Origin of the sequence: Paraburkholderia sp. Clong3, assembly GCF_050436485.1 — a bacterium.
Lineage (GTDB): Bacteria > Pseudomonadota > Gammaproteobacteria > Burkholderiales > Burkholderiaceae > Paraburkholderia > Paraburkholderia tuberum.
Genome location: NZ_JBNDMH010000002.1, coordinates 2,483,758 through 2,510,132, shown reverse-complemented (window position 1 = coordinate 2,510,132; position 26,375 = coordinate 2,483,758). Strand labels below are relative to the sequence as shown.

The 26,375-nt window shown below is 66.1% G+C and carries 21 protein-coding genes; 6 read left to right on the top strand and 15 right to left on the bottom strand.

Annotated elements, in window-relative coordinates:
- Positions 1–83: 83 nt before the first annotated feature.
- From proC to OKW30_RS15715, 6 genes are all read right to left on the bottom strand, one after another.
- Positions 84–899 carry a pyrroline-5-carboxylate reductase gene (gene proC, locus OKW30_RS15740; RefSeq protein ID WP_184067259.1) on the bottom strand — a complete coding sequence of 272 codons (816 nt, stop codon included), beginning with the start codon at positions 897–899 and terminating at the stop codon, positions 84–86.
- Between the two features lie 76 nt (positions 900–975).
- Positions 976–1,674: a YggS family pyridoxal phosphate-dependent enzyme gene (locus tag OKW30_RS15735; RefSeq protein ID WP_184067262.1), complete on the bottom strand. Its 699-nt coding sequence runs from the start codon at positions 1,672–1,674 to the stop codon at positions 976–978.
- Between the two features lie 36 nt (positions 1,675–1,710).
- The gene (gene glcF / locus OKW30_RS15730) at positions 1,711–2,937 is read right to left on the bottom strand and encodes a glycolate oxidase subunit GlcF (RefSeq protein WP_184067265.1); all 1,227 of its coding nucleotides are present in this window, start codon (positions 2,935–2,937) and stop codon (positions 1,711–1,713) included.
- 8 nt (positions 2,938–2,945) lie between these two features.
- Positions 2,946–4,034: a glycolate oxidase subunit GlcE gene (gene glcE / locus OKW30_RS15725; protein WP_184067268.1), complete on the bottom strand. Its 1,089-nt coding sequence runs from the start codon at positions 4,032–4,034 to the stop codon at positions 2,946–2,948.
- Between the two features lie 182 nt (positions 4,035–4,216).
- Positions 4,217–5,710 carry an FAD-linked oxidase C-terminal domain-containing protein gene (locus OKW30_RS15720; RefSeq protein ID WP_090803097.1) on the bottom strand — a complete coding sequence of 498 codons (1,494 nt, stop codon included), beginning with the start codon at positions 5,708–5,710 and terminating at the stop codon, positions 4,217–4,219.
- A 153-nt stretch (positions 5,711–5,863) separates the two neighbouring features.
- Positions 5,864–7,282, bottom strand: coding sequence for an FAD-linked oxidase C-terminal domain-containing protein (locus OKW30_RS15715; protein ID WP_184067275.1), 1,419 nt, complete (start codon positions 7,280–7,282; stop codon positions 5,864–5,866).
- A 223-nt stretch (positions 7,283–7,505) separates the two neighbouring features.
- Between OKW30_RS15715 and OKW30_RS15710 the strand changes: the two genes are divergently transcribed.
- Complete coding sequence (locus OKW30_RS15710; protein ID WP_184067278.1) at positions 7,506–8,060, top strand: cob(I)yrinic acid a,c-diamide adenosyltransferase; 555 nt, start codon at positions 7,506–7,508, stop codon at positions 8,058–8,060.
- A gap of 54 nt (positions 8,061–8,114) precedes the next feature.
- On the opposite strand, the gene OKW30_RS15705 is transcribed toward OKW30_RS15710, so the two are convergent.
- The 3 genes from OKW30_RS15705 to aroG form a co-directional block, all read right to left on the bottom strand.
- The gene (locus OKW30_RS15705; RefSeq protein WP_090803102.1) at positions 8,115–8,447 is read right to left on the bottom strand and encodes a helix-turn-helix domain-containing protein; all 333 of its coding nucleotides are present in this window, start codon (positions 8,445–8,447) and stop codon (positions 8,115–8,117) included.
- Positions 8,444–8,788: a type II toxin-antitoxin system RelE/ParE family toxin gene (locus OKW30_RS15700; RefSeq protein ID WP_429347065.1), complete on the bottom strand. Its 345-nt coding sequence runs from the start codon at positions 8,786–8,788 to the stop codon at positions 8,444–8,446. Before OKW30_RS15700 ends, OKW30_RS15705 begins: the two co-directional genes overlap by 4 nt.
- Positions 8,789–8,992: 204 nt before the next feature.
- Positions 8,993–10,066, bottom strand: a complete 1,074-nt coding sequence (gene aroG, locus OKW30_RS15695; protein ID WP_090805593.1) for a 3-deoxy-7-phosphoheptulonate synthase AroG — start codon at positions 10,064–10,066, stop codon at positions 8,993–8,995.
- Between the two features lie 58 nt (positions 10,067–10,124).
- Here aroG and OKW30_RS15690 point away from each other — a divergent pair, with 58 nt between their 5' ends.
- The gene (locus OKW30_RS15690) at positions 10,125–10,376 is read left to right on the top strand and encodes a hypothetical protein (protein WP_221311849.1); all 252 of its coding nucleotides are present in this window, start codon (positions 10,125–10,127) and stop codon (positions 10,374–10,376) included.
- A gap of 106 nt (positions 10,377–10,482) precedes the next feature.
- On the opposite strand, the gene tldD is transcribed toward OKW30_RS15690, so the two are convergent.
- The 3 genes from tldD to OKW30_RS15675 all read right to left on the bottom strand — a co-directional run bounded on the left by tldD (position 10,483) and on the right by OKW30_RS15675 (position 17,316).
- Complete coding sequence (tldD, locus tag OKW30_RS15685) at positions 10,483–11,949, bottom strand: metalloprotease TldD (RefSeq protein ID WP_018419472.1); 1,467 nt, start codon at positions 11,947–11,949, stop codon at positions 10,483–10,485.
- An 87-nt stretch (positions 11,950–12,036) separates the two neighbouring features.
- Positions 12,037–12,900 carry a carbon-nitrogen hydrolase family protein gene (locus OKW30_RS15680; RefSeq protein WP_184062298.1) on the bottom strand — a complete coding sequence of 288 codons (864 nt, stop codon included), beginning with the start codon at positions 12,898–12,900 and terminating at the stop codon, positions 12,037–12,039.
- Positions 12,901–13,053: 153 nt separating this feature from the next.
- The gene (locus OKW30_RS15675) at positions 13,054–17,316 is read right to left on the bottom strand and encodes a YhdP family protein (protein ID WP_429347064.1); all 4,263 of its coding nucleotides are present in this window, start codon (positions 17,314–17,316) and stop codon (positions 13,054–13,056) included.
- Between the two features lie 263 nt (positions 17,317–17,579).
- Between OKW30_RS15675 and glnE the strand changes: the two genes are divergently transcribed.
- Entirely contained in the window at positions 17,580–20,375 is a 2,796-nt protein-coding gene (gene glnE, locus OKW30_RS15670) for a bifunctional [glutamate--ammonia ligase]-adenylyl-L-tyrosine phosphorylase/[glutamate--ammonia-ligase] adenylyltransferase (RefSeq protein WP_429347063.1), read from the top strand.
- 105 nt (positions 20,376–20,480) lie between these two features.
- Here glnE and recN read toward each other — a convergent pair whose 3' ends face one another.
- On the bottom strand, positions 20,481–22,148 hold the full coding sequence (gene recN / locus OKW30_RS15665; RefSeq protein WP_184067296.1) for a DNA repair protein RecN: 1,668 nt from the start codon (positions 22,146–22,148) through the stop codon (positions 20,481–20,483).
- Positions 22,149–22,214: 66 nt separating this feature from the next.
- Positions 22,215–23,117, bottom strand: coding sequence for an NAD kinase (locus OKW30_RS15660; RefSeq protein WP_184067299.1), 903 nt, complete (start codon positions 23,115–23,117; stop codon positions 22,215–22,217).
- A gap of 210 nt (positions 23,118–23,327) precedes the next feature.
- Here OKW30_RS15660 and hrcA point away from each other — a divergent pair, with 210 nt between their 5' ends.
- The 3 genes from hrcA to OKW30_RS15645 all read left to right on the top strand — a co-directional run bounded on the left by hrcA (position 23,328) and on the right by OKW30_RS15645 (position 26,015).
- Complete coding sequence (gene hrcA, locus OKW30_RS15655; protein WP_090803113.1) at positions 23,328–24,347, top strand: heat-inducible transcriptional repressor HrcA; 1,020 nt, start codon at positions 23,328–23,330, stop codon at positions 24,345–24,347.
- Between the two features lie 181 nt (positions 24,348–24,528).
- Entirely contained in the window at positions 24,529–25,599 is a 1,071-nt protein-coding gene (gene hemH, locus OKW30_RS15650; RefSeq protein ID WP_429347062.1) for a ferrochelatase, read from the top strand.
- Positions 25,600–25,607: 8 nt separating this feature from the next.
- Positions 25,608–26,015 carry an RNA-binding S4 domain-containing protein gene (locus OKW30_RS15645; RefSeq protein ID WP_187627315.1) on the top strand — a complete coding sequence of 136 codons (408 nt, stop codon included), beginning with the start codon at positions 25,608–25,610 and terminating at the stop codon, positions 26,013–26,015.
- On the opposite strand, the gene OKW30_RS15640 is transcribed toward OKW30_RS15645, so the two are convergent.
- A complete protein-coding gene (locus OKW30_RS15640) occupies positions 25,987–26,148 on the bottom strand; it encodes a hypothetical protein (protein WP_167368620.1) in 162 nt (53 codons plus the stop codon). The genes OKW30_RS15645 and OKW30_RS15640 overlap by 29 nt on opposite strands.
- Positions 26,149–26,375: the final 227 nt, after the last annotated feature.

Below are 26,375 nucleotides of genomic sequence, written 5' to 3'. Positions count from 1 at the left end.
GTAGGCGCCTGCCCTGATGAGAAGAAGGACAGTCGCGCTACGGCGTGTCTGTTTCCGCTCTTTCTTTTCGACGCCGGTTCGCGTTACTGCTTGCCGAACTCGTCGCCCATCTCGCGCGCCCGCGCGTCGGCGGCCAGTGCGCCGCGCACGATCGCGTCCTTGATGCCGCTCGCTTCGAACGAGGCGAGTGCTGCCGCGGTCGTGCCGCCTTTGGATGTCACGCGCTCGCGCAGCACGCTCGGCGGCTCGTCGGAGTTGGCCGCGAGTTGCGCGGCGCCCGTGAAGGTCGCGACCGCCAGCGCGCGGCCCTGCGCTTCGTCCATACCAAGCTGGCGCGCGGCTTCCTGCAGCGCTTCAATGAAATAGAACACGTAGGCCGGCCCGCTGCCCGAGATCGCGGTGACCGCGTCGATCTTCGCTTCGTCGTCGAACCAGACGGTTTCGCCGACCGCGCCGAGCACCTGCGACGCGAGCGCGCGGCCCGCTTCGTCGACGCTGCCGCTGGCGACGAGACCCGTGACGCCCATGCCGATCAGCGCCGGCGTATTCGGCATCACGCGCACGACGCGGTTGTGGCCAGCGAGCCAGCGCGACATGTCGCCGATCCGAATGCCCGCGACGATGCTGACGACGAGTTGCGACGCGCGCAGATGCGGCGCCAGCGTCCCGGCGACGCTCTTCAGGATCTGCGGCTTCACCGCGAGCACGACCGCGTCGTAGTCGGCGAGCGTGACGTCGGCGGCCGCGCCGGTGCGGATGCCGAATTGCTGCTCGTTGCGCTGGCGCGCGTCTTCGTTCGGATCGACCGCGTACAGGTCCGCGGGCGCGACGCCCCGCTTGATGAGGCCGCCGATCAACGCCGCGGCCATGTTGCCGCCGCCGATAAACGCAATTTTCATGATGGTCCGGGTAGGTTCAGATGAGATGCGGTGAGGGCTTCGCGCAGCCAGGTTCGCGCAAGGCCCGTGGAAATGCTCAGCGCAAATAATCGCGTGCGCCGAAGATCGCGGTGCCGACGCGCACGATCGTCGCGCCTTCGAGCACGGCTGCTTCAAGATCGGCCGACATGCCCATCGACAGCGTATCGAGCGCGAGCCCGTCGTTACGCAAGCGCTCGAACAGCTCGCGCAATTGGCGATGCGGCGCGCGTTGTTCTGCGAGATCGCCGCCCGGTTCGGGAATCGACATCAGTCCGCGCAGCTTCAGCTTCGGCAGCGCGGCGATCTGCTGCGCGATAGCGGCCGCCTCGGCGATGGCGACGCCACTCTTCGACGCCTCACCGCTGACGTTGACCTGCAGGCACACGTTGAGCGGCGGCAGGTTGTCCGGGCGCTGCTCCGACAGCCGCTGCGCGATCTTCAGCCGATCGACCGAATGTACCCAGTCGAAATGCTCGGCGACGGGCCGCGTCTTGTTCGATTGCAGCGGCCCGATGAAATGCCATTCGAGCGACGCGCGCAGATCGGCAAGTGTCTGGATCTTGTCGAGCGCTTCCTGCACGTAGTTCTCGCCGAATGCGCGCTGACCGGCCGCATGAGCGGCGCGCACGGCATCGGCGGGAAACGTCTTGGAGACCGCGAGCAGCGTCACAAACTGCGCGTCGCGGTGGGCCGCTTGCGCGGCCCTGGCGATGCGCTCGTGCACGTCGGCGAGATTGTGAGGCAGATCGGACATGGAACGAACCGGTGTTCAGCGAAGACGATGCCCCGATTATACGGACAGCATGTGCTCAACCAGTTCGATCCAGTGCGCGACGGGCGTCGACGTACCGCTTTGCAGATGCGCGATGCAACCGACGTTCGCCGACACGATCACCTGCGGCTCCTGCGCCTGCAAACGCTCGAGCTTCTGGTCGCGCAGCGCGTACGACAGGCGCGGCTGCAGCAGCGAGTAGGCGCCGGCCGAGCCGCAGCACAGATGGCTGTCGGCGGGCAGGCGCACTTCGACGCCGAGCGCGCTGAGCAGTTGCTCGACCTTGCCGCGGATCTGCTGGCCATGCTGCAGCGTGCAGGGTGGATGAAACGCGACCGTGTGTACCGAGCGGCGGCGCGTGATGGCGACGAGCTGTTCTTCGAACTCGGGCAGGATCTCGGAGACGTCGCGCGTCAATTCGACGATGCGGCGCGCCTTCTCGGCATAGTTCGGATCGAGGCGCAGCAGGTGCGCGTATTCCTTGACCGTCGCGCCGCAGCCCGACGCGTTCATCACGATCGCTTCAACGCCCTGTTCGACGTAGGGCCACCATGCGTCGATGTTCGCGCGCAGGTCGTCGAGCGCTTCGTCGTGGTAGCCGAGGTGCAGGCGGATCGCGCCGCAGCAGCCGGCGTCGGGCGCGATCAGCGTTTCGATGCCGAGCGCATCGAACACGCGCGCGGTCGCGATGTTGACGTTCGGCATCATCGACGGTTGCACGCAGCCCGCCAGCATCAGCACCTTGCGTTCGTGTTTTGCGCTCGGCCATTCGAGCGGGTGCTGGCGCGCGGGCACCTTGTCGCGCAGCTTCTTCGGCAGCAGGCCGCGCACGTGCTGACCCAACCGCATCGCCGGCGTGAAGATCGCGCTGTTCGGCAGCACGCTCGCGAGCAGGCGTCGCATCAGCCGCTGATTGAGCGGACGCGTGACTTTCTCTTCGGTGAGCTTGCGGCCGATTTCGACGAGCCGTCCATATTGCACGCCCGACGGGCAGGTCGATTCGCAATTGCGGCAGGTCAGGCAGCGGTCGAGGTGAACCTGCGTACTGCGCGTGACCGGCGCGCCTTCGACCATCTGCTTGATCAGATAGATGCGCCCGCGCGGGCCGTCGAGCTCGTCGCCAAGCAGTTGGTAGGTTGGGCAGGTGGCCGTGCAGAAACCGCAATGCACGCATTTGCGCAGGATGGCGTCCGCTTCGTTGCCATCGGGCGTATTACGAATGAAGTCCGCGAGGTTGGTTTGCATCGCGTCGCTCAGAAGTCGGAGTAGAGACGGCCGCGGTTGAAGATGCGGGCCGGGTCGAATGCATGTTTGAGGCCGCGATGGATTTTCATCAGCGGCGCGGGCAGCGGTGTGAATACGCCGGCGCTGCGGTCGTAGCCGTGGCCGCTGCGGAAGATGGTCGCGTGGCCGCCGGCCTGTTTCGCGCTGATGCGCACGGTTTGCGCGTCGGTGTCGGTGATCCACCAGCGCTGGCCGCCGCCCCATTCCATCAGTTGCGCGCCGGGCAGCTGCAGCGGCTCGGTGATCGACGGTAGCGCGAGACGCCACAGCGCGGCCTTCGGTGGAATGCCCGCGAAAAACGAATCGGTCTGTTCGCGCAGGCCGGCCCAGAAGCGCTCAGCTTCGACCGCATCGACGACTTCGCCGCCGAGCCCGGTGCGCGCTGCCTTGACCGCGGCTTCCGCGCCGCCCAGGCGCACCGCGAGCGTGCCGTTGCGCCATGCGCTCGCGGTGATCGGCAGGGGCCGGCCGCCCCATTCGTTGAGCTTGCGTACCGCGTCGGTGCCGTTCATGTCGAACTTCAGCGTGGCTTCGACCTGCGGCCGCGGCAGCACTTTGACCGACAGCTCGAGGATCAGCCCGAGCGTGCCGAGCGAGCCCGCGAGCAGCCGCGACACGTCGTAACCCGCGACGTTCTTGACGACCTGGCCGCCGAAGTGCAGCACCTGCCCCTGGCCGTTCATCACGACGGCGCCGAGCACGAAGTCGCGCGCGGCGCCGACGGCCGGCCTGCGCGGCCCCGAAATGCCAGCGGCGATGCAGCCGCCGAAGGTGGCCTGCGGCCCGAAGTGCGGCGGCTCGAACGGCAGCATCTGGTTGTGCTCGGCGAGCGCGGCTTCGATTTCCAGCAGCGGTGTCCCCGCGCGCGCGGTGATCACGAGCTCGGCCGGATCGTACGCGATGATGCCGCGATAAGCGCGCGTGTCGAGGATCTCACCTTCCAGCGTCTGGCCATACCAGTCTTTGGTGCCGCCGCCGCGGATGCGCACCGCGCGTCCCTCGGCGCTGGCCGAACGCACGCGTTCGGACCATACGGCGACGATGTCGTCCTCTTCCATGGTGTCCTGCTCGTTGTGTTTCGTTTGATTGTACCGGGCGGCGGCTCGCTGGCAAGCCGGAGCGCACCCGCATGACGGGGCGCGGCATCGGTCTGGAGGGGAGGGCGCAAAGCGCCGCGCAGGCCGCGCCAGCATCAGCGCGGGCGCGGCGAACGGTGGATGCGCGCTGCAAACGCCAGCCGCTAGAAGCGCGGCAGCTCGGGATGAGGCAGCAGGCCGCCGCGCACGTGCATCTTGCCGTATTCGGCACAGCGCGCCCGCGTCGGGATGCCCTTGTCGGGGTTCAACAGGCCGGGCGCGTCGAATGCTCGCTTGACTGCGTGGAACGTGTCGCGCTCTTCGGGCGAGAACTGCACGCACATCGAATTGATCTTCTCGATGCCGACCCCATGCTCGCCCGTCACCGTGCCGCCCAGCTCGACGCAAGCTTCGAGGATGTCGCAACCGAACAACTCGGCGCGATGCCACTCGTCCTGGTCGTTGCCGTTGAACAGGATCAGCGGGTGCATGTTGCCGTCGCCGGCATGGAATACGTTGATGCAGCGCAGCTGGTAGGTCTTCTCCATCTCCTCGATGCGCGCGAGCAGCGGCCCGATACTGCGGCGCGGCACGGTACCGTCCATGCAGTAGTAGTCCGGCGAAATGCGGCCGGCGGCCGGAAACGCGTTCTTGCGCCCGGACCAGAAGCGCAGGCGCTCGGCTTCCGTGCGTGAAATCTGGATACGGGTCGCGCCGTGCTCGCGCAGCACCGCGGTCATGCGTACGATCTCGGCCGCGACTTCCTCGGGTGTGCCGTCCGATTCGCACAGCAGGATCGCCGCCGCGTCGAGGTCGTAGCCGGCGTTGACGAACTCCTCGACCGCGCGCGTGGCGGGCTTGTCCATCATCTCGAGGCCGGCCGGAATGATGCCCGCCGCGATGATGCCCGCAACGGCGTCGCCGCCTTTGACGACGTCGTCGAAGCTGGCCATGATGACCTGCGCGGTTTGCGGCTTCGGGATCAGCTTGACGGTGACCTCGGTGACGATCGCGAACATGCCCTCGCTGCCAATCAGCACCGCGAGCAGATCGAGCCCCGGCGCGTCAGGCGCGAGCGAGCCGAATTCGACGATCTCGCCTTCCATCGTGACCGCGCGCACGCGCAGCACGTTGTGCACGGTGAGGCCGTACTTCAGGCAATGCACGCCGCCCGAATTCTCCGACACGTTGCCACCGATCGTGCAGGCAATCTGCGACGACGGATCCGGCGCATAGTAAAGACCATACGGCGCCGCGGCTTCGGAGATCGCCAGATTGCGCACGCCCGGCTGCACGGTCGCGATGCGCGCGTACGAGTCGACTTCGACGATCTTGCGAAAGCGCGCGAGCGATACCACCACGCCGTGCCGAATCGGCATCGCGCCGCCGGACAGCCCGGTGCCCGCGCCGCGCGGCACGATGGGCACCTCGAGGCGATGGCAGATCTGCACGATGCGCTGCACCTGCGATTCGGTTTCCGGCAACACGACCGCGAGCGGCAAACGCCGGTACGCGGCGAGTCCGTCGCATTCGTACGCGACGGTGTCTTCTTCGCGATACAGCAGACAGTGGGTCGGCAGCACGGCCATCAGCGCCTGCACGACTTCGCGCTGACGCTGCGCGAGGACTTCGGCCGACAGTTCAGCGGGGGCGTTCATGTGAGTTGTCTCCTCGTGGCTTGCGCCGGTCCGGCTTGCTGGTTCGAGCCGGCTGTTTCGTGCTGCCTGCTTCGCATCACTTGCGTGTTCAGCTTGGCGCGGTTGCCGCCGGGCGTGTCAGCGGTTTGCCGCGGCCGGCATGCGCAGTGTCGATCAGGCCGCCGCCCAGGCGAAAATCTTGCCCGGGTTCATCAGATTGCGAGGGTCTAGCGCGTGCTTGATGGAGCGCATCGTGTCGACCGCGACGTCGCCGTGCTCCTCGAGCAGAAAGCCCATCTTGTGCAGGCCGATGCCATGCTCGCCGGTGCAGGTGCCGTCCATCCGCAGCGCGCGCTGCACGATGCGATGGTTCAGGCGCTCGGCCTCCTCGAGCTCTTCGGGCTTGTCCGGGTCGATCAGGATCGCGACGTGGAAGTTTCCGTCGCCGACATGGCCGACGATCGGGCAGGGCAGCGGCGACGCCAACAGATCCTGCTCCGTTTCGACCACACACTCCGCGAGACGCGAGATCGGCACGCAGACGTCGGTGGTGACCGCGCGCGAGCCGGGCTTCAGTTGCAGCATCGCGAAATAGGCGTTGTGACGCGCGGTCCACAGACGGCTGCGGTCTTCGGGGCGCGTCGCCCATTCGAAGCCTTCACCGGCATTCTGTGCGGCGATTTCCTCCACGAGTTCGGCCTGTTCCTTGACGCCGGCCTCGGTGCCGTGAAATTCGAAGAACAATGTGGGCGCTTCGCGCAGTGTCAGATTCGAATGGCGATTGATCGAGCGGATCGCAAGTGAATCGACGAACTCGACACGCGCGATCGGCACGCCGATCTGGATCGTCTCGATGACCGCGCGCACCGCATCGCCCATCGACGGGAACCTGCACACCGCGGCCGACACCGCCTCCGGCTGCGGATAGAGGCGCAGCGTGATTTCGGTAATCACGCCGAGCGTGCCTTCCGAGCCGACGAACAGGCGCGTGAGGTCGTACCCCGCCGACGATTTGCGCGCGCGCGAGCCGGTCTTGATCACGCGGCCATCGGCGAGCACGACCGTCAGGCCGAGCACGTTCTCGCGCATCGTGCCGTAGCGCACGGCGTTGGTACCCGACGCGCGGGTTGCCGACATCCCGCCGATGCTCGCGTCCGCGCCGGGGTCGATCGGGAAGAACAGGCCGGTGTCGCGCAGCGCTTCGTTCAGTTGCTTGCGCGAGATGCCGGGCTCGACGGTGACGGTCAGGTCTTCGGCGTTGATCGACAACACCCGGTTCATTTCCGACAGATCGATCGACACGCCGCCTTGCACGGCAAGCAGATGTCCTTCGAGCGACGAGCCATTGCCGTACGGAATGATCGGCACGTCGTACTGGCCGCACAGCTTGACGGCGGTTTGCACGTCTTCGCTTGTACGCGCGAACACGACGGCGTCAGGCAGTTGCGGATCGAACGGTGATTCGTCGCGGCCGTGGTGCGCACGCACGGCTTCGGCAACGGAAACCCGATCGCCGAAAGCGGCTTTGAGCTGGTTCAGCAATTCGGCGGGAAACGGCCGGCGTAGCGGCGCCGGCGGCACGGGATGGTTCACGCATGTCTCCTGTGTCGACCGGAGTTAGCGCTACAGCGCTTACTCCGGTCCCATGAAAGTTTCTTTAGATAACGGTCTGTTTGCAGCACGTGTTTCATTTTACGCCGTTCGCCCGCCAGGCAGCGCTGGGCCGGCTTCCGCTCATATAATGGCGGCGATTTCGCGATGCGTGCAATATGGACAAACCAGCTGGCAGCATTGTCACTAATACATGGGAGACGTCATGGGCAATCGCCTCAGCAAGATCGCCACTCGCACCGGCGACGACGGCACCACCGGTCTCGGCGACGGCCGCCGCGTGCGCAAGGACAGCGCGCGTATCGCCGCGATTGGCGACGTCGACGAACTCAATTCGAATCTCGGCGTGCTGTTGTGCGAGAACCTGCCCGAGAACGTACGCGCGGCGCTGGTCGCAATCCAGCACGACCTGTTCGATCTGGGCGGCGAGCTGTGCATTCCCGGTCACACGATGATTACCGAACAGCATCTCGCGCAGCTCGACGGCTGGCTCGCCGACTACAACGCCACGCTGCCGCCGCTGAAGGAATTCATTCTGCCGGGCGGTTCGCGCGCGGCCGCGCTCGCGCATGTGTGCCGTACCGTTTGCCGCCGCGCGGAGCGGGCGATCGTCGCGCTTGGCGAACACGAGGCGCTGAACACGGCGCCACGTCAGTACGTGAACCGGCTGTCCGATCTGCTGTTCGTGCTGGCGCGCGTGCTCAATCGCGCGGACGGCGGCACCGACGTGCTGTGGCAGCACGATCGCGGCGCGCCGTGAATGGCGACGCACATGTGCGCATGGACACGCACGGTGCTTCGCACGAGCCGAGGCTCAACCGACGGCGAGCGTGACCGGCTTGCCGATGCGGCTCAGCATTTCCACGAGCGTGTCGATCGTGAACTTGGTGGTTTTCTTGTTGACGACGTCGGACACGCGCGGGCGCGACACCATCAGGATTTCGGCCGCCTCGGCCTGCTTCAGATGATGCTGTTCGATCCACGTGGACAGCTCGGTCATCAGCTGTTCCTTGAGCAGCCGCGTGTCGTTGATCTGCTTTTGCGACGCCGCGTGAAGGCGCTTCGCTTCATCGGCGGAAAAACCGAGTTCGAGGAACACGTTCGCGCCGGCTCGCGTTACGTGACGAATGTTGGTGTCGATCGTCATGGCTGGGTGGTCCTGTAATGGGTGATGGCGCGGTAGCGCGTTTCGGCAATTCTTCTGTCGCGCGGTCCGAGCCTCTGCGTTTTCTTCTGAAAGCAATGCAGCACGTACAGCGCTTCGGCGTATTTGGTGACGTACATCACGCGAAAAATGCCGTCCTCGTCTCTGATGCGAATTTCGCGCGTTCCCGCGCCGATAGACTCGAACGGTTTCCAGTCGTCAGGGTCGAGTCCTGACTGAATCTTGTGAAGCTGAAACCCTGCGAGACGACGCGCTTCGTTGGGAAAAGCGAGCAAATCACGGTAGCTGGAGCCTAACCAGCGAATTTCTTTTTCCTGCTCCATCGCCACCTCATGTATAAAATCTTATACGCATTCTCCAGCCCGGTCAAGCGTGTAAGCGACCAGGCAACGCGCTATGACGATATCGAGGCGGCAGGCTGAGTACCATTCGTCCGAATGGCCAATAAAAAACCCCGGTTCGAAATTGAACCGGGGTTTTTTCTACGGACGGCTGACAAGCCCCCGCCGTGGTGGCGGGGCAGGCGTTCAGTTGCCGCTGCCGCGCGCGACGCGGCGCTGCCTGACCGCTTCGGCAAGGCCTTCGAGCACCGCGACGCTTTCGTCCCAGCCGATACACGCATCGGTAATGCTCTGGCCGTACGTGAGCTCGCAGCCTTCCTGCAGATCCTGGCGACCCGCGACGAGGTGCGACTCCACCATCACGCCGACGATCCGCTCGTCACCCGCGGCGATCTGACGGCCGATGTCCGCGCACACCGGAATCTGGTTTTCGTGCTTCTTCGAGCTGTTCGCATGGCTCGCGTCGATCATCAGACGTGCGGCGAGACCCGCCTTGCCGATGTCCGCGCAGGCCGCGTTGACGTTGTCGGCGTCGTAGTTCGGCGTTTTGCCGCCGCGCAGAATCACGTGGCAGTCCTCGTTGCCCGCGGTCGATACGATCGCCGAGTGGCCGCCCTTCGTGACCGACAGGAAATGGTGCGGCTGCGAGGCGGCCTTGATCGCGTCGACGGCGATCTTCACGTTGCCGTCCGTGCCGTTCTTGAAGCCGACCGGGCACGACAGTCCCGAAGCCAGTTCCCGGTGCACCTGCGATTCGGTCGTGCGCGCGCCGATGGCACCCCAGGAGATCAGATCCGCGATGTACTGCGGGCTGATCATGTCGAGGTACTCGGTGCCGGCCGGCAGGCCGAGTTCGTTGATGCGCAGAAGCAGCTCGCGCGCGGTGCGCAGACCTTCGTTGATCTTGAAGCTGTTGTCCATATGCGGGTCGTTGATGAGACCCTTCCACCCCACTGTCGTACGCGGCTTTTCGAAGTACACGCGCATCACGACTTCGAGTTCGCCGGCAAAGCGCTTGCGCTGCTCGATCAGACGCCCCGCGTATTCGATCGCGGCCTTCGGATCGTGAATCGAGCACGGGCCGATCACGACGATCAGACGATCGTCCATGCCGTGCAGAATGCGATGCATCGCGGTGCGCGAGTCGTAGATCACGTTGGAAACCGTCTCGTCGCAGGCAAATTCGCGGATCAGGTGAGCGGGCGGCGTGAGTTCTTTCAATTCGCGGATGCGGACATCATCGGTATTGTGCGGGGGCATGTTGTTCTCCTGAATCGGTTCGTAGCGTGTTCGCGCGGGCAACGGGGGCGATCAGTCAGTGATCAAACAGCGAGGCCAGAGCGGGCGACGATCAAAAAATGGTCAACGACAAAATGTCAGTCAGGTATCGAAAAGCGTGAGACGAAAAAAAACCGCCAGGCTAGCTGGCGGTTTTTCGGGAATTCTCGGTGTCCTGCGTGCACTAACACCCCTCTCGATCCGCCAGCGGTCTGAGATACCAAAAAAAGTAAAAATAAAACTTGGCGGACATGGCGAAGTGAATGCGTCGCTGGTCAAAAAGGGTGAGTGAGTTTATAACCCGGTACAGGCTCGGCTGACAAGCTGGGGCGTCGAAAAATGCGGAAAACCCGCACGCTTCGCGCCTTGCGTGCGCGAAGCGTGCATCCGTGACGAAATCAGGCCGTGCCGCCGACCGTCATCCGCTCGATGCGCAGCGTCGGTTGACCGACGCCCACCGGCACGCTCTGGCCTTCCTTGCCGCACACGCCCACGCCCGAATCGAGCTTCATGTCGTTGCCGATCATCGTGACGTACTTCAGCGATTCCGGTCCGCTGCCGATCAGCGTCGCGCCCTTGACCGGATACGTGATCTTGCCGTTCTCGATCATGTACGCCTCGGAGGCCGAGAACACGAATTTGCCGTTCGTGATGTCGACCTGACCGCCGCCGAAGTTCACCGCATACAGGCCGTTCTTCACGGATGCGAGGATTTCTTGCGGGTCCTTGTCGCCGTTCAGCATGTACGTGTTGGTCATGCGCGGCATCGGCAGCGCCGCGTACGATTCGCGCCGTGCGTTGCCGGTGACCGGCATCTTCATCAGACGCGCGTTCAGGGTGTCCTGGATGTAGCCCTTCAGGATGCCGTCCTCGATCAGCGTCGTGCACTGGGTCGGATTACCTTCGTCGTCGATATTGAGCGAGCCGCGACGATTCGGCAGCGTGCCGTCGTCGACCACGGTGACGCCCTTCGCGGCGACCTGCTCGCCGATGCGTCCCGCGAATGCCGACGACCCTTTGCGGTTGAAGTCGCCCTCGAGCCCGTGGCCGATCGCCTCGTGCAGCAGCACGCCGGGCCAGCCCGGCCCGAGCACGACGGTCATCGCGCCGGCCGGCGCCGGACGCGCGTCGAGATTGACGAGAGCGGCGTGCACCGCGTCGTCGACATAGCGCGACAGCACTTCATCGGTGAAATAGCCGTAGTCGAAACGCCCGCCGCCGCCGCCGCTGCCGATTTCGCGGCGGCCGTTCTGCTCGGCGATCACCGTCACCGAGACACGCACGAGCGGCCGGATGTCGGCCGCGAAGCCGCCGTCGCTGCGCGCGACCAGCACCACGTCGTATTCGCCGGCGAGGCCCGCCATCACCTGCTGGATGCGCGGGTCGCGGCCGCGCGCCATCTGCTCGATGCGCTCGAGCAGCTTGACCTTGGCGGTGGCGTCGAGCGAATGCAGCGGGTCGGACGGCAGGTACAGATCGCGCCCGGCGATGCCGGTCAGCGACGACGCCACCTTGATCTTCTGCTTGCCGCCGCCTGCCTTGGCGATCGCGCGCGTGGCGATGGCCGCCTGGCGGATCGCTTCGGGCGACAGGTCGTCCGAGTAGGCGAACGCGGTGCGGTCGCCCGACACGGCGCGCACGCCGACACCCTGATCGATGCTGAAGCTGCCCGACTTTACGATGCCTTCCTCGAGACTCCACGCTTCGCTGCGGGTGGTCTGGAAGTACAGGTCCGCGTAGTCGACGCGGTGCGTGAAGATTTCGGCGAGCGTGCGCGTGAGCAGCGATTCGTCGAGACCATAGGGCGTGAGGAGAATGTCCTTGGCGGCGGCGAGATTACGGATACCGGGTTCGATGATGTTCATGCGAAGTATGTTCTGCTCGATACGAAGGGGTCGGGGAGCGCCTGCGTCGCTATATGCGTGGCAGGCGCCGCAGTTTCAATGTCGGTTTCAGGTCAGCACGCGATGACGCCATGCCGGCAGGCTCTGCCGCACTTCGTCGATGCGCGCGCGTTCGAGGTTGCCCGCGACCACGCCGGCGCCCTCGTCGCGCACCGCGACGATCTCGCCCCACGGGTCGATCAGCATGCTGTGGCCCCAGGTGCGGCGGCCGTTTTCATGTTTGCCGCCTTGCGCCGCGGCGAGCACATAGCACTGGTTTTCGATCGCGCGAGTGCGCAGCAGCAGCTCCCAATGCGCGCGGCCGGTCGTGTAGGTAAACGCCGACGGCACCACGATCAGCGCGCAGTCGCCCATGCGCCGGTACAGCTCGGGAAAGCGCAGATCGTAGCAGACCGACAGGCCGACCCGGCCGAATGGCGCCTCGAAGCTTTGCACCGAGGTGCCGGGTCGAATCGTGCGCGCTTCGTCGAACGATTCTTCGCCCTTTTCGAAGTTGAACAGGTGGATCTTGTCGTAGCGCGCGGCCTCGTTGCCGTTCGGGTCGAACACCAGCGTCGTGTTCAGTACGCGCGACGGCTCCGGTGCGTTCAGCGGCAGGGTGCCGCCGATCACCCAGATCTGGTGGCGGCGCGCGGCGTCGGCGAGAAAGCGTTGGATCGGGCCGTCCTGATGTGGCTCGCGCACGGCGAGCTTGTCGGTGTCCTTGAAGCCCATGAAACAGAAATACTCGGGGAGCAGCACGAGTTGCGCGCCGTCGGCGGCGGCTTCTGCGATCAGGCGCTCTGCGTCGGCGAGATTGCGATCGCGATCCGGCGAGCTGACCATCTGCAGCGCGGCGACCCGGAAGGGGCTGGCTACAAGGCCGCTGGACGTTGCGGCGGATGCGGATGAAGTGACGTGTGTTTCGCTCATGAGCGTGTCGAAAGACTCCCGGCGGGCGGCGGTGTGAAGCGCGGGCGCCGCATGCATGGTTCTGGGCTGGCTCGGCCCCGTTGGCGCATTGAGTCGATAGAGCGGCACGAGCGGCCGCGTGGTTCGAGACGGCGGCGCCAGGGAAACCGGAGCTCAGTGCGCTTCCACGGTCGAAGCCGGAGCGTCAATCTTACCCCCTTCGCCCGTCACCCGCTCGACGTGCGGTTTCGACCACGAGCCGGTGATCGCGTAGTCGCGCGCGAATACGTGCGACACCCCATGTGTGAACGCGATATCGGCGATCAGTGCGCCGAGGCCGATCAGCGGATTGATGACCGTCGCGGCGATCACCGCGGAGCCGGCGCTGACGGTCGGCACTACGTGCAGGTGCAGGTCCTGGCTCTTCTGCGCGATGTCGACCGAGCCCACCATCTCGGCGCGGGCCGGCGCGGTCACCATCCTGAAGTTGTCGGTGCGGGCGATGCCGTCATGAATCTGCGCGGTACCCGTCACGCTCGAGAACGGCAGGCCCTCGCCGATCACATCGCGGAAATTGAGTGTGGCGATGCGCGCGAGGCTTTGCAGGCTCAGCACGCCGAGCAGCGTCGCGACGCCCGGATCGACCTTCAGGATCTGACCGTGGCGTAGATCCAGCGCGAGGTTGCCGTTCAGCGTCGAATAGTCGATCGTGGTCGGGCCGCCTTGCCACACGGCCTTGCCCTGAATCGAGCCGGTGCCGCCCCTGAGCGTCCTCGGCAGACCGAAGCGCTCGAGCATCGCGCCGGCATCCTTGATGTCGAGCTTGAAATCGAACACGGTGCGGCGCGGCATGGCTTCGTCGGCCGAGATGGGCAGTTCGGTCGAGGTGCGCCAGTTCGCGGTCGCGGTCAGCGTCGCGGTGGGGTTCGTCACGTCGAGCTTGTCGAGCTGCCAGACCGGCACGCCGTTTTCTTCGAAGTTGTGCGCGTCGACCTCGAGCCGGCCGACGTTGCGATCGTGCACGATCAGCTCGTCGACGACCAGATCGATCGACGGCATGTTCAGCGCGGGCGCCGACATCGCCGGACCGAGCAGGTCCTTGTCCGCGACCGACGGAATCACGACGCGCGCGAAGCGCGCCTGCAGTTCGCCCGGCGATTCGCGGGTCGCTCCCGGCAGCCACGACACGTGGCCTGACACCTGATTCGACGCGATGTTCGCCTGCCACGTGCGGTCCGTGTGCGATGCGCCGACGATCACGTTGTCCCAGTGACGCTTGAGCAGCGTAAGCATGTCGATGTGCAGCGCGAAGCGGTTCGGCAGGAACTGCGTGAGCATGGGATTCGGCACGGCCGTAGGCGCGGCCGCGGGTGTGGCCGCGCTGCTGGCGGTATTGCCGCCGTTCGCACCGCCGTTCACGCCATTCGCCCCGCCCGCGCTCACGCCCGCGCGCAGCTGCGCGGCGAGCGCGCGCCAGGCGTCGGCATCGATCTCCTTGATGTCCGCCGCGGCGACCACGCCCTCGGACGGCAGGTCGACCGGCCGGTTCACGCCGATCGCGCCGCGCACGACGGTCGGTGACGTACGCGGCTGCGCGTTCGGCCGATAGCGCAGCAGATACGCGGCGGCGACCGGCCCCAACGTCAGGTCGGCGCGTTCGAGGCCGGCTTCGCCCGGCAACGTCGACGGATTGACCGAGAAGTGCAGCGGCATCGGCGTGCCGGCAGTCTTTTTGAACGGCGCTGGAAAATCGAGCCCGAGGCCGCTCAGATCAGAGTTGGCGCTGACCTCCGGCAGGCGGCCCTTCGCGCCGGTGACGCGCAATGCATACGGCGCGCTGCCGCTCATATGCGTGAGCACCTGTGCGGCCGGGCCATGCAGATGCAGCTCGCGCGCGGCATCGACGGCGATGTGGCCGTTGAGTGCGAGCGCGTACGTGCCGTCTTGCCGCAAGCCGCCGTTCGCACGCACGTCACCGCCGAGGAACTGGCCGGAGAGCCGCTCGACCTCGGCCGTGCGTTCGGTGAAGCGCACCCGGCCGTTCAGCTGCGACAGCGACGGCGCATTGCTCACGCTCAGGCGATTGTTCTGGAAGCCGAGCGCACCTTCCACGCCGATATGCGGCTTCGGCGTACGCGGGATCGTCAGCTTCAGCGCGAGCGACGCGGGCCCTTCCGCGCGAATCTTTTCGGTCTGGTGCCGGGCCATGATGCCGAGCGAGCTGCCGTTCACGTAGTCGAGCATATCGGCGAGCGGGCCGCGGCCGTTGCCCTCTATGGTGAGGTTCGAGCCTTTGGTGCCGAGGTCGTCGATGCGGCCGTTCACGCCGGTCAGCGCGACGCGCTTGTAACGGCCACGGTCGATGTCGAAGCGCAGCACGTTCTGCTTGAGCTCGAACACGCCGTCGATGCCGTCGAGCGGCGGCCAAACGTTTGGCGTGCCGTTGCGCATGTTGCGCGGCGGGAACGACGTCGGATCGAACTTGCCGCCGGTGAACGGCGCGACGATGTGGAAGATGCCGGCGTCGGGGTCGCGCGCGTAGGGGAACTTGGTCAGGTCGCCGTGCACTTCGATCGTGCCGCCATGCGACACGCCAGCCTGCAAGCCGTGGCCGAGGTAAATGCGCAGCTTTTCGCTGACCGCGGTCGGCAGATAGCGGGCGATGTGCGTCACCTGCGCGCGCTGGAAGTCGGCTTTCAGGTCGAGCGAGCCGCGGCCGTGGCCGGGATTGCTGTAGCTCGCAGTCGCGCTCGCCTCGACGTCAGGGTTCGATACGCTGAAATCGTTGAGCTTGAGCGCGAACGCGGGACGCGTGTCGCCCGGTGCCTTCGTGCCCATCGTCCAGTCGGCGCGGCCGTGCAGACGCGCAAGCGTGAGACGCGGATCGTCGAACACGCCCGGCAGCGTGATCGCCACGTTGGTCGTATCGAAGTTCGCGTGGCCGCCTTTTTCATCGGCGTCGACGTTGCCCCACAGGTTTTCGATGCCGGGAACGCCGGCGCGCGGGTGGCCGCGCGGCGTCAGGCCCGGCCCCGGCTCCTGGGCGGCAAAGCTGATGCCCTGCAAATCGCCCTTGAAGCGATAACGCTCGATCGGTTCGGCACCCGTCGGCCGATGGTCGCTGCCCACTTCTCCGGATTCCGGCTTGCCGCGCTCGAGCTCGATCACGTAGTTCGCGACGCGCCCGCGCGGATTGATGCGCACGAGTTCATTGAGAAAGTGCCGCGGCAGCGGCAGCGCGCGGCTGAATTCGGCGAGGATGCCGAGATCGACGCGATCGCCGCTGACGCTCAAAAGCTGCCCATGCTGCTGCGACGCCATCCGGTAGCGGCTGTCGAGGGTCCGGAAGCGCAGGATGCGCGTGAGCGGCGTGCCGTCTTCGAGCGGCGGCTGGCCGAGCTCGGCACGCAGGTCCGACAGCTGCAGCCGGTACTCGCCTTCGTTTGCCTCGACGCGCCACAGAAAGTGGGCGATCGGCACGAGCAGCTTTGGCTGGGTCGGGCGCACGCGCATCGCGACGTCGTAACCGCTCAACTGGCCGGTCGCCTGGGTCATGCGGCCTTCGCTGAAGTCGATCCAGATTGCATTGTCGATGCGGCCGGCGAACGTCTCGATCGGGAACTGGACGTAGCGCGCGAGCGTCGGCAGATCGACCGGGCCCGTCGACATGTACACCTGCCCGCTCCAGTTGATCGGCTTGCCGAGCGCCGAGAGCGGCGCGTGGCGGAAGTGCGTGCGGAAGTCGAGCGGGCCTTTCAGCACCTGGCCGTCGGGTGGCGCCTGCAGCGCCATGCGGTGGTCGCGGCCGTCATTGAGGATCGCGATGCGGATGTCGCGCAGCGCCAGTTCGGGTTCGTTGCGCGTCGCGTCGCGCCAGCGCAGCACGCCGCCGCGCACGACGATCGCCTGCTGACGCAACAACCAGGTGGACAGCGCGTCGTTGCCGCTGTGGCGCGTCGGCACCGGCACGCCCGCGACCGACAGCACGCCGTCCTCGCTGCGCGACACCAGCACGTCCGGCTGATCGACGATCAGGCTCGACAGCGCCAGATGAAACTCCCACAGCGAGCGCCAGGACACCGACGCGGTGGCGTGCGGAATCGTCAGCGCGGGTTGGCCGTCGTGATCGCGGATGACGAGATTCGTGACATCGAGCCCTGGCTGGAAGCCGCTCCAGTGCGGCGCGAGCCGGCCGATCGTGAATTGGGTGCGCAGCTTGTCGGAGACCGCGGCTTCGATGCGCGGCCGGAACATGTCGGCGCGCGGCAGCACCACGTAGCGCAAACCCAGAAACAGTCCGCCCGCGATGAAATAGAGGATGAGCGCGAGCGCGGCGAGCACGCGCAACGTCCGACGCAGCACGATGTGGTCGCTTCCGCTCACATGCCGGACCTGCGGTGGGGTTTGCGGGTCGGCGGATTCGTTTCGCTCGGACATGCTGCGGCGGCTGGGCGTATGGTAGTTTTGCGTGTTAACGACGAAATGTATCACACGGGAAAGCGTCGGCGGACCTCCTGCAAACCCTGTCCGATGGCCCGTGACGGCGATTGGCGAGGCCGTCCGGCACGGGGGCCGGCACGCTTGTCGCCGCATGCCGATGGCACGACGGAACGACACGACAACGACCCCGGAACGACACCGTACACCGTCAGAATACCGCCGGACAAATTCGATCAAGCAACGAGCGAGCCAGATTTTTGATGACTGACGCCACCCTCCTGAGTTCCAGCTATTCGTACTATGCCGCGCGCGCCGCCGCGGCCCGCCCGCAACTGGTCGCGCATGTCGGCGCGCTGACCGACGAACCGCTGACGCGCGAGCGCATCGACGCGCGTCTCGACGAACTGTGCGCCGAGGCGGCGGGCCCAGCCGGTGCGCCGGTCAACGAAGATGCGCTGAAGCGCGCGCTGCGCCAGCTGCGCACCGAAGTATTCTGCGCGGTGATGGAGCGCGACCTGGCCGGTGAGGCCGATATCGCCGAAGTCACCGGCGCGATGACCGATCTCGCGGAAACGACGATCCAGCGCGCGCTGACGGTGCTGAGCGCCGAGCTCGAAGCGCTGTATGGCGAGCCGCGCGACCAGCAGGGCGAACGGCTCACACTCGGCGTGGTCGGTATGGGCAAGCTCGGCGGGCGCGAGCTGAACGTGTCGTCGGATATCGACCTGATCTTCGTCTATGAGGACGACGGCGAGACCGCCGGCGGCCAGCGCTCGCCGCTCGCGACCCAGGAGTTCTTCACGCGGCTCGGCAAGCGGCTGATCGGCGCGCTCGCCGAAGTCACCGCCGACGGCTACGTGTTTCGCGTCGATATGCGTCTGCGGCCGAACGGCGATTCGGGGCCGCTCGTATGCAGCCTCGGCATGCTCGAAGAGTATTTCTATGTGCAGGGCCGCGAGTGGGAGCGCTACGCGTGGATCAAGGGCCGGCTCGTGTCCGAGGGCGCGAGCGCCTCGGCGCAGCGGCTGCAGAAGCAGCTCGGGGCGATCGTCACGCCGTTCGTCTATCGACGCTATCTGGATTTCGGCGTGATCAGCGCGATTCGCGCGCTGCATCTGCAGATCCGCCAGGAGGCGCAGCGCCGCGCGTCGATGCGCCCCGACAAGGCCGACGACATCAAGCTCGGCCGTGGCGGCATCCGTGAAATCGAATTCAGCGCGCAGGTGTTCCAGCTGATCCGCGGCGGCCAGGACGCCGGCTTTCGCGTGCGGCCGACGCTCGCCGTGCTGCGCCACGCGGCCACGAATGGGTTGATGGATCCGTCGGTGTGCGTGAAGCTGTCGCAGGCGTATCGCTTTCTGCGGGAGCTCGAGCATCGTTTGCAATATCGCAACGACGCGCAGACCCACGCGATGCCCGTCGATGCCGAAGACCGCATGGCGCTCGCGCGCGTAATGGGCTGCGACGACTACCCGCAATTGATGACGAAGCTCGACGCGCATCGCGAGTTCGTCGAACAGCAGTTCGACCAGATTTTCGCCGACAAGGTGGGCGGCCGCGACGGTTGCGGCGCGCCCGAGGACGGCGCGGCCGCGTGGGTGTGGAGCAGCGCGCTCGCCGACGATAGCGCCGACGACGCACTGCGCGCGCGCCTCGTCGAACTGGGGGTGGCCGAGCCCGGTGAGCTGCTCGCCCGGCTGCAGGCGGTGTGGCGCTCGTCGCGCTACACGGGCCTGAACGAGCGCAGCCGGCAGCGTTTCGACATCGTCGCGCAGCGCGCGCTCGAAGCCGCGCGCACGCTGGAGCCGGCCGGGCGGCGCGGCGATACGGTCGCGCGCCTGTTCGATCTGCTCGAAGCGGTGAGCCGGCGCGGCGCGTATCTGGCGCTTCTGACCGAGTATCCGCAGGCGCTGCACCAGGTGCTGTCGGTGCTGGGCGGCTCGCGCTGGGCGGCCGGTTATCTGATCCGCCATCCGCAGCTGCTCGACGAGCTGCTCGACGTCGAGGCGATCAACAGTCCGTTCGACTGGGCTGAATTCAAGCGTACGTTGCGTTTGCGGCTCGCCGCCGCCGATGGCGTCGAGCAGCAGATGGATCTGCTGCGTCACGCGCATCAGGCCGAGGTGTTCCGCATTCTGCTGATCGAGCTTGCCGGCAAGCTGTCCGTCGAGCACGTTAGCGACCGGCTGTCCGAGCTCGCCGACGCAGTGCTCGACGTGACGATCGAAGCCGTGTGGAAGCAGTTGGCCAAACGTCATCGCGACGTGCCGCGCTTCGCGGTGATCGCCTACGGCAAGCTCGGTGGCAAGGAGCTCGGCTACGCGTCGGACCTCGACGTGATCTTTCTGTACGACGATCCCGGCGATGCCGCCGCCGACGTCTACGCAACCTACACACGGCGTCTGATCACATGGCTGACCACCGCGACCGGCGCCGGCACATTGTTCGACATCGACCTGCGGCTGCGACCCAACGGCGAGTCGGGCCTGCTCATCACCGACCTCGATGCGTTCCGTCGCTACCAGCTGCGCGAGGGCGACGCGGCGAATACCGCGTGGGTGTGGGAGCATCAGGCGCTGACGCGTGCGCGCTACTGCGCGGGCGATCCGGAGATCGGCGCGAAGTTCGAGGCGATCCGCGAACAGGTGCTGACGACGCCGCGCGAAGCGGCGCCGCTCGCGAAAGAGATCGTCGAGATGCGCGCGCGTGTCGAGGCGGGACATCCGAACCATACGCCGGCGCTGTTCGACCTGAAGCACGACCGCGGCGGCATGGTCGATATCGAGTTCACCGTGCAGTACTGGGTGCTGCTGCATGCGGCGCGCGATCCCGAGCTGATCCGGAATACCGGCAATATCGCGCTGCTGCGTGAGGTGTCGCGTTTCGGGCTGATGAGCGAAGCGGAAGCGGAGACGGTCGGCGCCGCCTATCGGCGCTATCGCAAGCTGCAGCACACGCTGCGGCTCGATGGGATGGAGAAGGCGCGGGTCGATCCGGCGCTGGTCGCGGCCGAGCGCGAGGCGGTGCTGGCGTTGTGGAAGAGGGTGTTTGGGTAAGGGCGCTCACGCACTTCGCGTAGCGCATCATGCGCGGCCGGGATCGGTGTGACGTCCCGGCCAGGCCGACTCAGCCGTGTGCGGCCGCCTATGCGCGGCGCAATTTCAGGCGGCCAGCATTTCCTTCGCGTGCTTGCGCGTGGTCGCCGTGATTTCGAGGCCGCCGAGCATTCGCGCGACTTCCTCGATGCGGCTCGCCTTGTCGAGCGCGCTCACGCTGCTGAGCGTGCCGCCGGTGCCGTTGCTCATCTTTGCGACCTGGAAATGATGATCGCCGCGCGCGGCGACCTGCGGCAGATGGGTCACGCACAGCACCTGGCGCGCCTCGCCGAGCTGATGCAATAGCCGTCCGACCACTTCGGCCACGCCGCCGCCGATGCCCGTATCCACTTCGTCGAAGATCAGGGTCGGTGTCGGGCTGGCCGCGCTCGCGATCACTGCGAGCGCGAGACTGATACGCGCGAGTTCGCCGCCTGACGCAACCTTCGCGAGCGGCCGCAGCGGCACGCCGGCATGACCGGCGACGCGGAACTCGATCTGCTCGAGCCCGTGCGCGCCACCTTCGGGCAGCGGCACCAGCGCGACGTCGAAGCTGCCGCCTTTCATCGACAGTTCCTGCATGCCGGTCGTGACCGCCTCGCCGAGCGCCTTGCCTGCTTTCGCGCGTGCCTTCGACAGCTTTTTCGCCTCGGCGACGAACACTTCCTTCGCTTGCGCTTCGGCGGCGCGCAGGCCGTCGAGGTCGGCGGCGGCGTCGAGCGCGGCCAGTTGCTTGCGCCGCTCGGCGTGTTCTTCCGGCAGCGTCTCAGGCCGCAGGCGGAACTTGCGCGCGGCCGAGTGCAGCGCGTCGAGGCGTTTTTCGACCTGCGCGAGCCGCTCCGGATCGAGCTCGAGCTTCTGCGCGTAGTGGCTCAGCGAATACGCGGCTTCCTGCAACTGGATTTCGGCCGGTTCGAGCGCGGCGAGCACGTCGTTCAGCGCGGGGTCGATCTCCGCGAGGTCGCGCACCTTCGACACGATCGAGCCGAGATGCGTGATCATCGCGTCGTCCGATTCGGACAGCGCGCCGAGCGCTCCCTGCACGCCGTCGATCAGATTCGCGGAATGCGACAGCCGCCGATGCTCGGTGTTGACTTCTTCCCATTCGCCCGGCTGTGGCGCGAGCTTGTCGAGTTCGGTGAGTTGCCACGCGAGTCGCTCGCGTTCGAGTTGCAGCTCGCGATCGCGCGTTTGCGCGTGCTCGACGACCTGCGCCTTGTCGCGCCACGTGCGCCACGCGCGCGTGACGGCGGCGGCCAGGTCGGACAGGCCCGCGTGCGTGTCGAACAGCTCGCGCTGCGCGTCGGGGCGCATCAGCAACTGGTGCGCGTGCTGGCCGTGAATATCGACGAGCATCTCGCCGACCTCGCGCAGCTGCGCGAGCGTGGCCGCCGTACCGTTGATGAACGCGCGCGAGCGGCCGTTCGCGTCGACCACCCGCCGCAGCATCACGGTGCCGCCGTGCTGGCCGTTGTCGGCCGCGCCGAGCGCCTGCGTGTCGAGCCATTGATCGACCTGTGCGTGCGTCTCGAACTCCGCGGTGATGTCGGCGCGGCTCTCGCCGGTGCGCACGACGCTCGCCTCGGCGCGCGCGCCTAGTGCCAGCGCGAGCGCGTCGATCAGGATCGATTTGCCGGCGCCGGTTTCGCCCGAGAAAACGGTAAAGCCGCTGTCGAATTCGAGGTCGAGCGCGGCGACGATGACGAAGTCGCGTATCGAGAGGTGGCGAAGCATGGAGGTCGTCGGGTGAGCTTGGGATTCGGGTGGCGGCCGCGGCGGCGTGCGAAATCAAAGTGCCGCTTACGGCCTCGGGTCTTCTTCGTGCGACGGGTACTCGTGCCAGTGCAGCTTCTTGCGTAGCGTCGCATAGTAGCTGTAGCCGACCGGATGCAGCATCGGCACCGTGTGACGCGAACGGCGCACCTCGATCGTGTCACCGAGCTCCAGCGACGTGAACGACTGCATGTCGAAATTGACGTTCACCTCGCGCCCGGAAACGATCTGGATGCTGACCTTCGATTCGTCCGGCAGCACGATCGGCCGGTTCGACAGCGCGTGCGGCGCGATCGGCACGAGCACGATGCCCTGTAGTTGCGGATGCAGGATCGGCCCCTGCGAGGACAGCGAATACGCGGTCGAGCCGGTCGGCGTCGCGACGATCAGGCCGTCCGAGCGCTGGTTGTACATGAAGCGGCCATCGACCGACACGCGCAACTCCGCCATGCCCGAGAAGCCGCTGCGGTTGACCACCACGTCGTTGAACGCGAGCGCGTGGTAGATCGGCGTGCCGTCGCGCACGATGCGCGCTTCGAGCAGCAAGCGCTCCTCGCGCTCGAAATTGCCGGACAGCATCTGCGGCACGATCTCGCGCATGTCGGAGATCGGAATGTCCGTGATGAAGCCGAGCCGCCCGTGATTGATGCCGATCAAGGGCGTGCGATACGGCGCGAGCTGGCGGCCGATGCCGAGCATCGTGCCGTCGCCGCCGAGCACCACGGCGACGTCGGCGCGCGCGCCGATCTCGGCGAGACGCAGCGCCGGATAGTCGGTCACGCCGATTTCGGCGGCGGTGTCTGCTTCGAACACGACTTCGAGGCCGAGCTTCGCGATGCAGGCGGCGAGCGCGGTCAGCGGCTCGCCGATGCCTGGCGTATTGCTGCGCCCGACGAGCGCGACGGTCTTGAACTGGCTGGTCACTTGCATGCCGGCATTACACCATAGGTAGGGCCTGAAAAGAACCGCAGACCAACCCGGTTGTGGGGCGGCGCACGCAGGGCGTCTGCGTATGTCGCGATTATCGTTAGAATGGTGAAGACCCGATGACATGCGAGCCCGCCGACGGCGGTGCATTCGCCGGGAGCGGGCGCCGCGGGCGCTCTCGGCTGCGATGCCAATGAGCTAAAATTTTTCGTCATGCTAGATCCTCGCGCACAAACCCTCCTCAAAACGCTGATTGAGCGCTACATCGCCGAAGGTCAGCCGGTCGGCTCGCGCACGCTGTCACGTTATTCGGGCCTCGAACTGAGTCCGGCCACGATCCGCAACGTGATGTCGGACCTCGAGGATCTGGGGCTCGTGATCAGTCCGCATACGTCGGCAGGGCGCATTCCGACGCCACGCGGCTACCGCCTGTTCGTCGACACGATGCTGACCGTCGAATCCGCCGCCGACGAGGAGGCGGTGACGCGCACCGTCAAGACCACGCTGCAGGTGGGCGAGCCGCAGAAGATCGTCGCCGCGGCGGCGAGCGTGCTCTCAAATCTGTCGCAGTTCGCCGGCGTCGTGCTCACGCCGCGTCGCAGCCATGTGTTCAAGCAGATCGAATTCATGCGCCTGTCCGACCAGCGCATTCTGCTGATCATCGTGACGCCCGAAGGCGACGTGCAAAACCGCATCCTCGCCACCCAGCGCGACTTTTCGCCTTCGCAGCTGGTGGAAGCCTCCAATTACATCAACGCGCACTTCGCGGGCCTCTCGTTCGACGAGGTGCGCCGCCGCCTGCGCGAGGAAATCGACGAGCTGCGTGGCGACATGACCTCGCTGATGCACGCGGCCGTCACCGCCAGCACCGACGAATCCGACACCGGCGAGACCGTGTTGATCTCGGGCGAGCGCAATCTGCTCGAAGTCGCCGACCTTTCGTCGGACATGGCGCGCCTGCGCAAGCTGTTCGATGTGTTCGACCAGAAGACCAGCCTCCTTCAGTTGCTCGACGTGTCGAGTCACGCGGCGGGCGTGCAAATATTCATTGGCGGCGAATCGAATCTGGTACCGATCGAGGAAATGAGCGTCGTCACCGCGCCGTACGAGGTGAACGGCAAGATCGTCGGCACGCTCGGTGTGATCGGACCGACCCGCATGGCCTACAACCGCGTGATTCCGATCGTGGACATCACCGCGCGGCTATTGTCCATGACGCTCAGCCAGCAGTAGTCCTCGGGCTCCGCGGAACTGTCGTCATCGCAGTCCGTGGCGATCATGATGCGCGAACGCGCGGTGTCTGCCAATCGTCCGAATGGCCAGGGGTCTCTGGCGGCGCCGGGCAGAACCCGCGCCGCTATAATGAATCTCCATTGAATCGACTCGCCGCAAAATGCGGTGATTTCTGCTACCTATGCGCTTCGACCTCGAGCGGCCTTCACAGAACGCCACGTCGCATCGCGTCGCCGTGTTGCTGATCAATCTCGGCACGCCCGACGCGCCGACGCCGCGCGCGGTGCGCCGCTACCTCGCGCAGTTCCTGTCCGATCCTCGCGTGGTCGAAATTCCGGCGCTGCTGTGGCAGCTCATTCTGCGTCTGCTGATTCTGCCGTTTCGCGGCCGCAGCTCTGCGAAGAAGTATGCGGCGGTGTGGATGCCCGAGGGCTCACCGCTGCGCGTCCACACCGAAAAGCAGGTCGAGGGCCTGCGCCATCTGCTGCAACTGAACGACTACACGGTGCTGGTCGACTACGCGATGCGCTACGGCACGCCCGGCATTCCGGCAATGCTGAACCAGCTGAAGCTCGCGGGCGCCGAGCGCGTGTTGCTGATGCCGATGTATCCGCAGTATTCGGCGTCGACCACTGCGACCGCGTTCGACGAAGCCTTTTCCGCGCTCAAGCGCATGCGCAACCAGCCGGAAATCCGCACCGTGCGCCAGTACGCCGATCACCCGGCGTACATCGCGGCGCTCGCCGCACAGGTGCACCACTACTGGCATCTGCACGGCCGCCCCGATTTCGCGGCGGGCGACAAGCTCGTGCTCAGTTTCCACGGCGTGCCCAAGCGCACGCTCGACCTCGGCGACCCGTACCACGAGCAATGCCAGCAGACCGGCGCGCTGCTGATGCAGGCGCTCGATTTGACGTCGGTCGAATGCCGCATCACATTCCAGTCGCGCTTCGGCAAGGCCGAATGGCTGCAGCCCTACACGGCGCCGACGTTGAAGGAACTCGGCGCGGCAGGCGTGCGGCGTGCTGACGTGTTTTGCCCGGGTTTCACCGCCGACTGCCTCGAAACGATCGAGGAAATCGGCATGGAAGTGCGCGGCGAATTTCTGCAGGCGGGTGGCAAGGAGTTTCACCGGATCGCCTGTCTGAACGCGTCGCAGCCGTGGGTTGCCGCGCTTGGCGAAATCGTTGCGCAGCATCTGCAGGGCTGGCCCGTGCAGGCGGTGCCGGTGCCGCACACGACAGGAGCTTGAATACGCAGATGAACTACCGCATTTCAACCGAACCGGGCGCGAAACTGCGCATCGACAAATGGCTGTGGGCCGCGCGCTTCTTCAAGACGCGTTCGCTGGCCGCGGAGGCGGTCGACAAGGGGCGGGTGCGTATCGGCGGCGTCGCCGTGAAGCCGGCGAAGGACGTGCGTGTCGGCGATCTGGTCGAAATCGAGATCGAGCGCTACGTGTGGCAGGTGGAGGTGCTGGGCGTATGCGACGTACGCGGTCCGGCGAGCGTCGCGCAGACGCTTTATGTGGAAACCGCGCAGAGCAAGGAGAAGCGGCAGGTCGAGCAGGAACGGCGCAAGGTCTACCACGAGCCGGCCGCCGCGCTGCACGGCCGACCGACCAAACGCGACCGGCGCACTATCGACAGATTTTCAGGTGGGGATTGAGAAACTGCTCCACGGTGGCGTGTGCGCCGCCGTACTCGGTGGTGTGGTCGTTGACCGCACCGGACATGCAGATGGTCGTGGTGCCCGCGATCAGTACCAGTGCGACCACCCCGATTGCAAAGGTCAGTTTCACGGTACTCCCCTTGATGGGCTGAAACAGGCTATCGGAACGACTGTCAGGTGTCGGTAACGCTTACGTCAGATTAGGGTTAACGTGGCGTTGCCGCTCCATGACTGGAGAATAGGTCAGTTGCGGGCTGCACTCAATCTCTATCTGATTGCGCCACGTTGAGGCTTGTTACGGCGCATTTCGCCTGCACGTCGGTGGTGCGAAAAAACCCTCGACCCGCTTGAAACGGC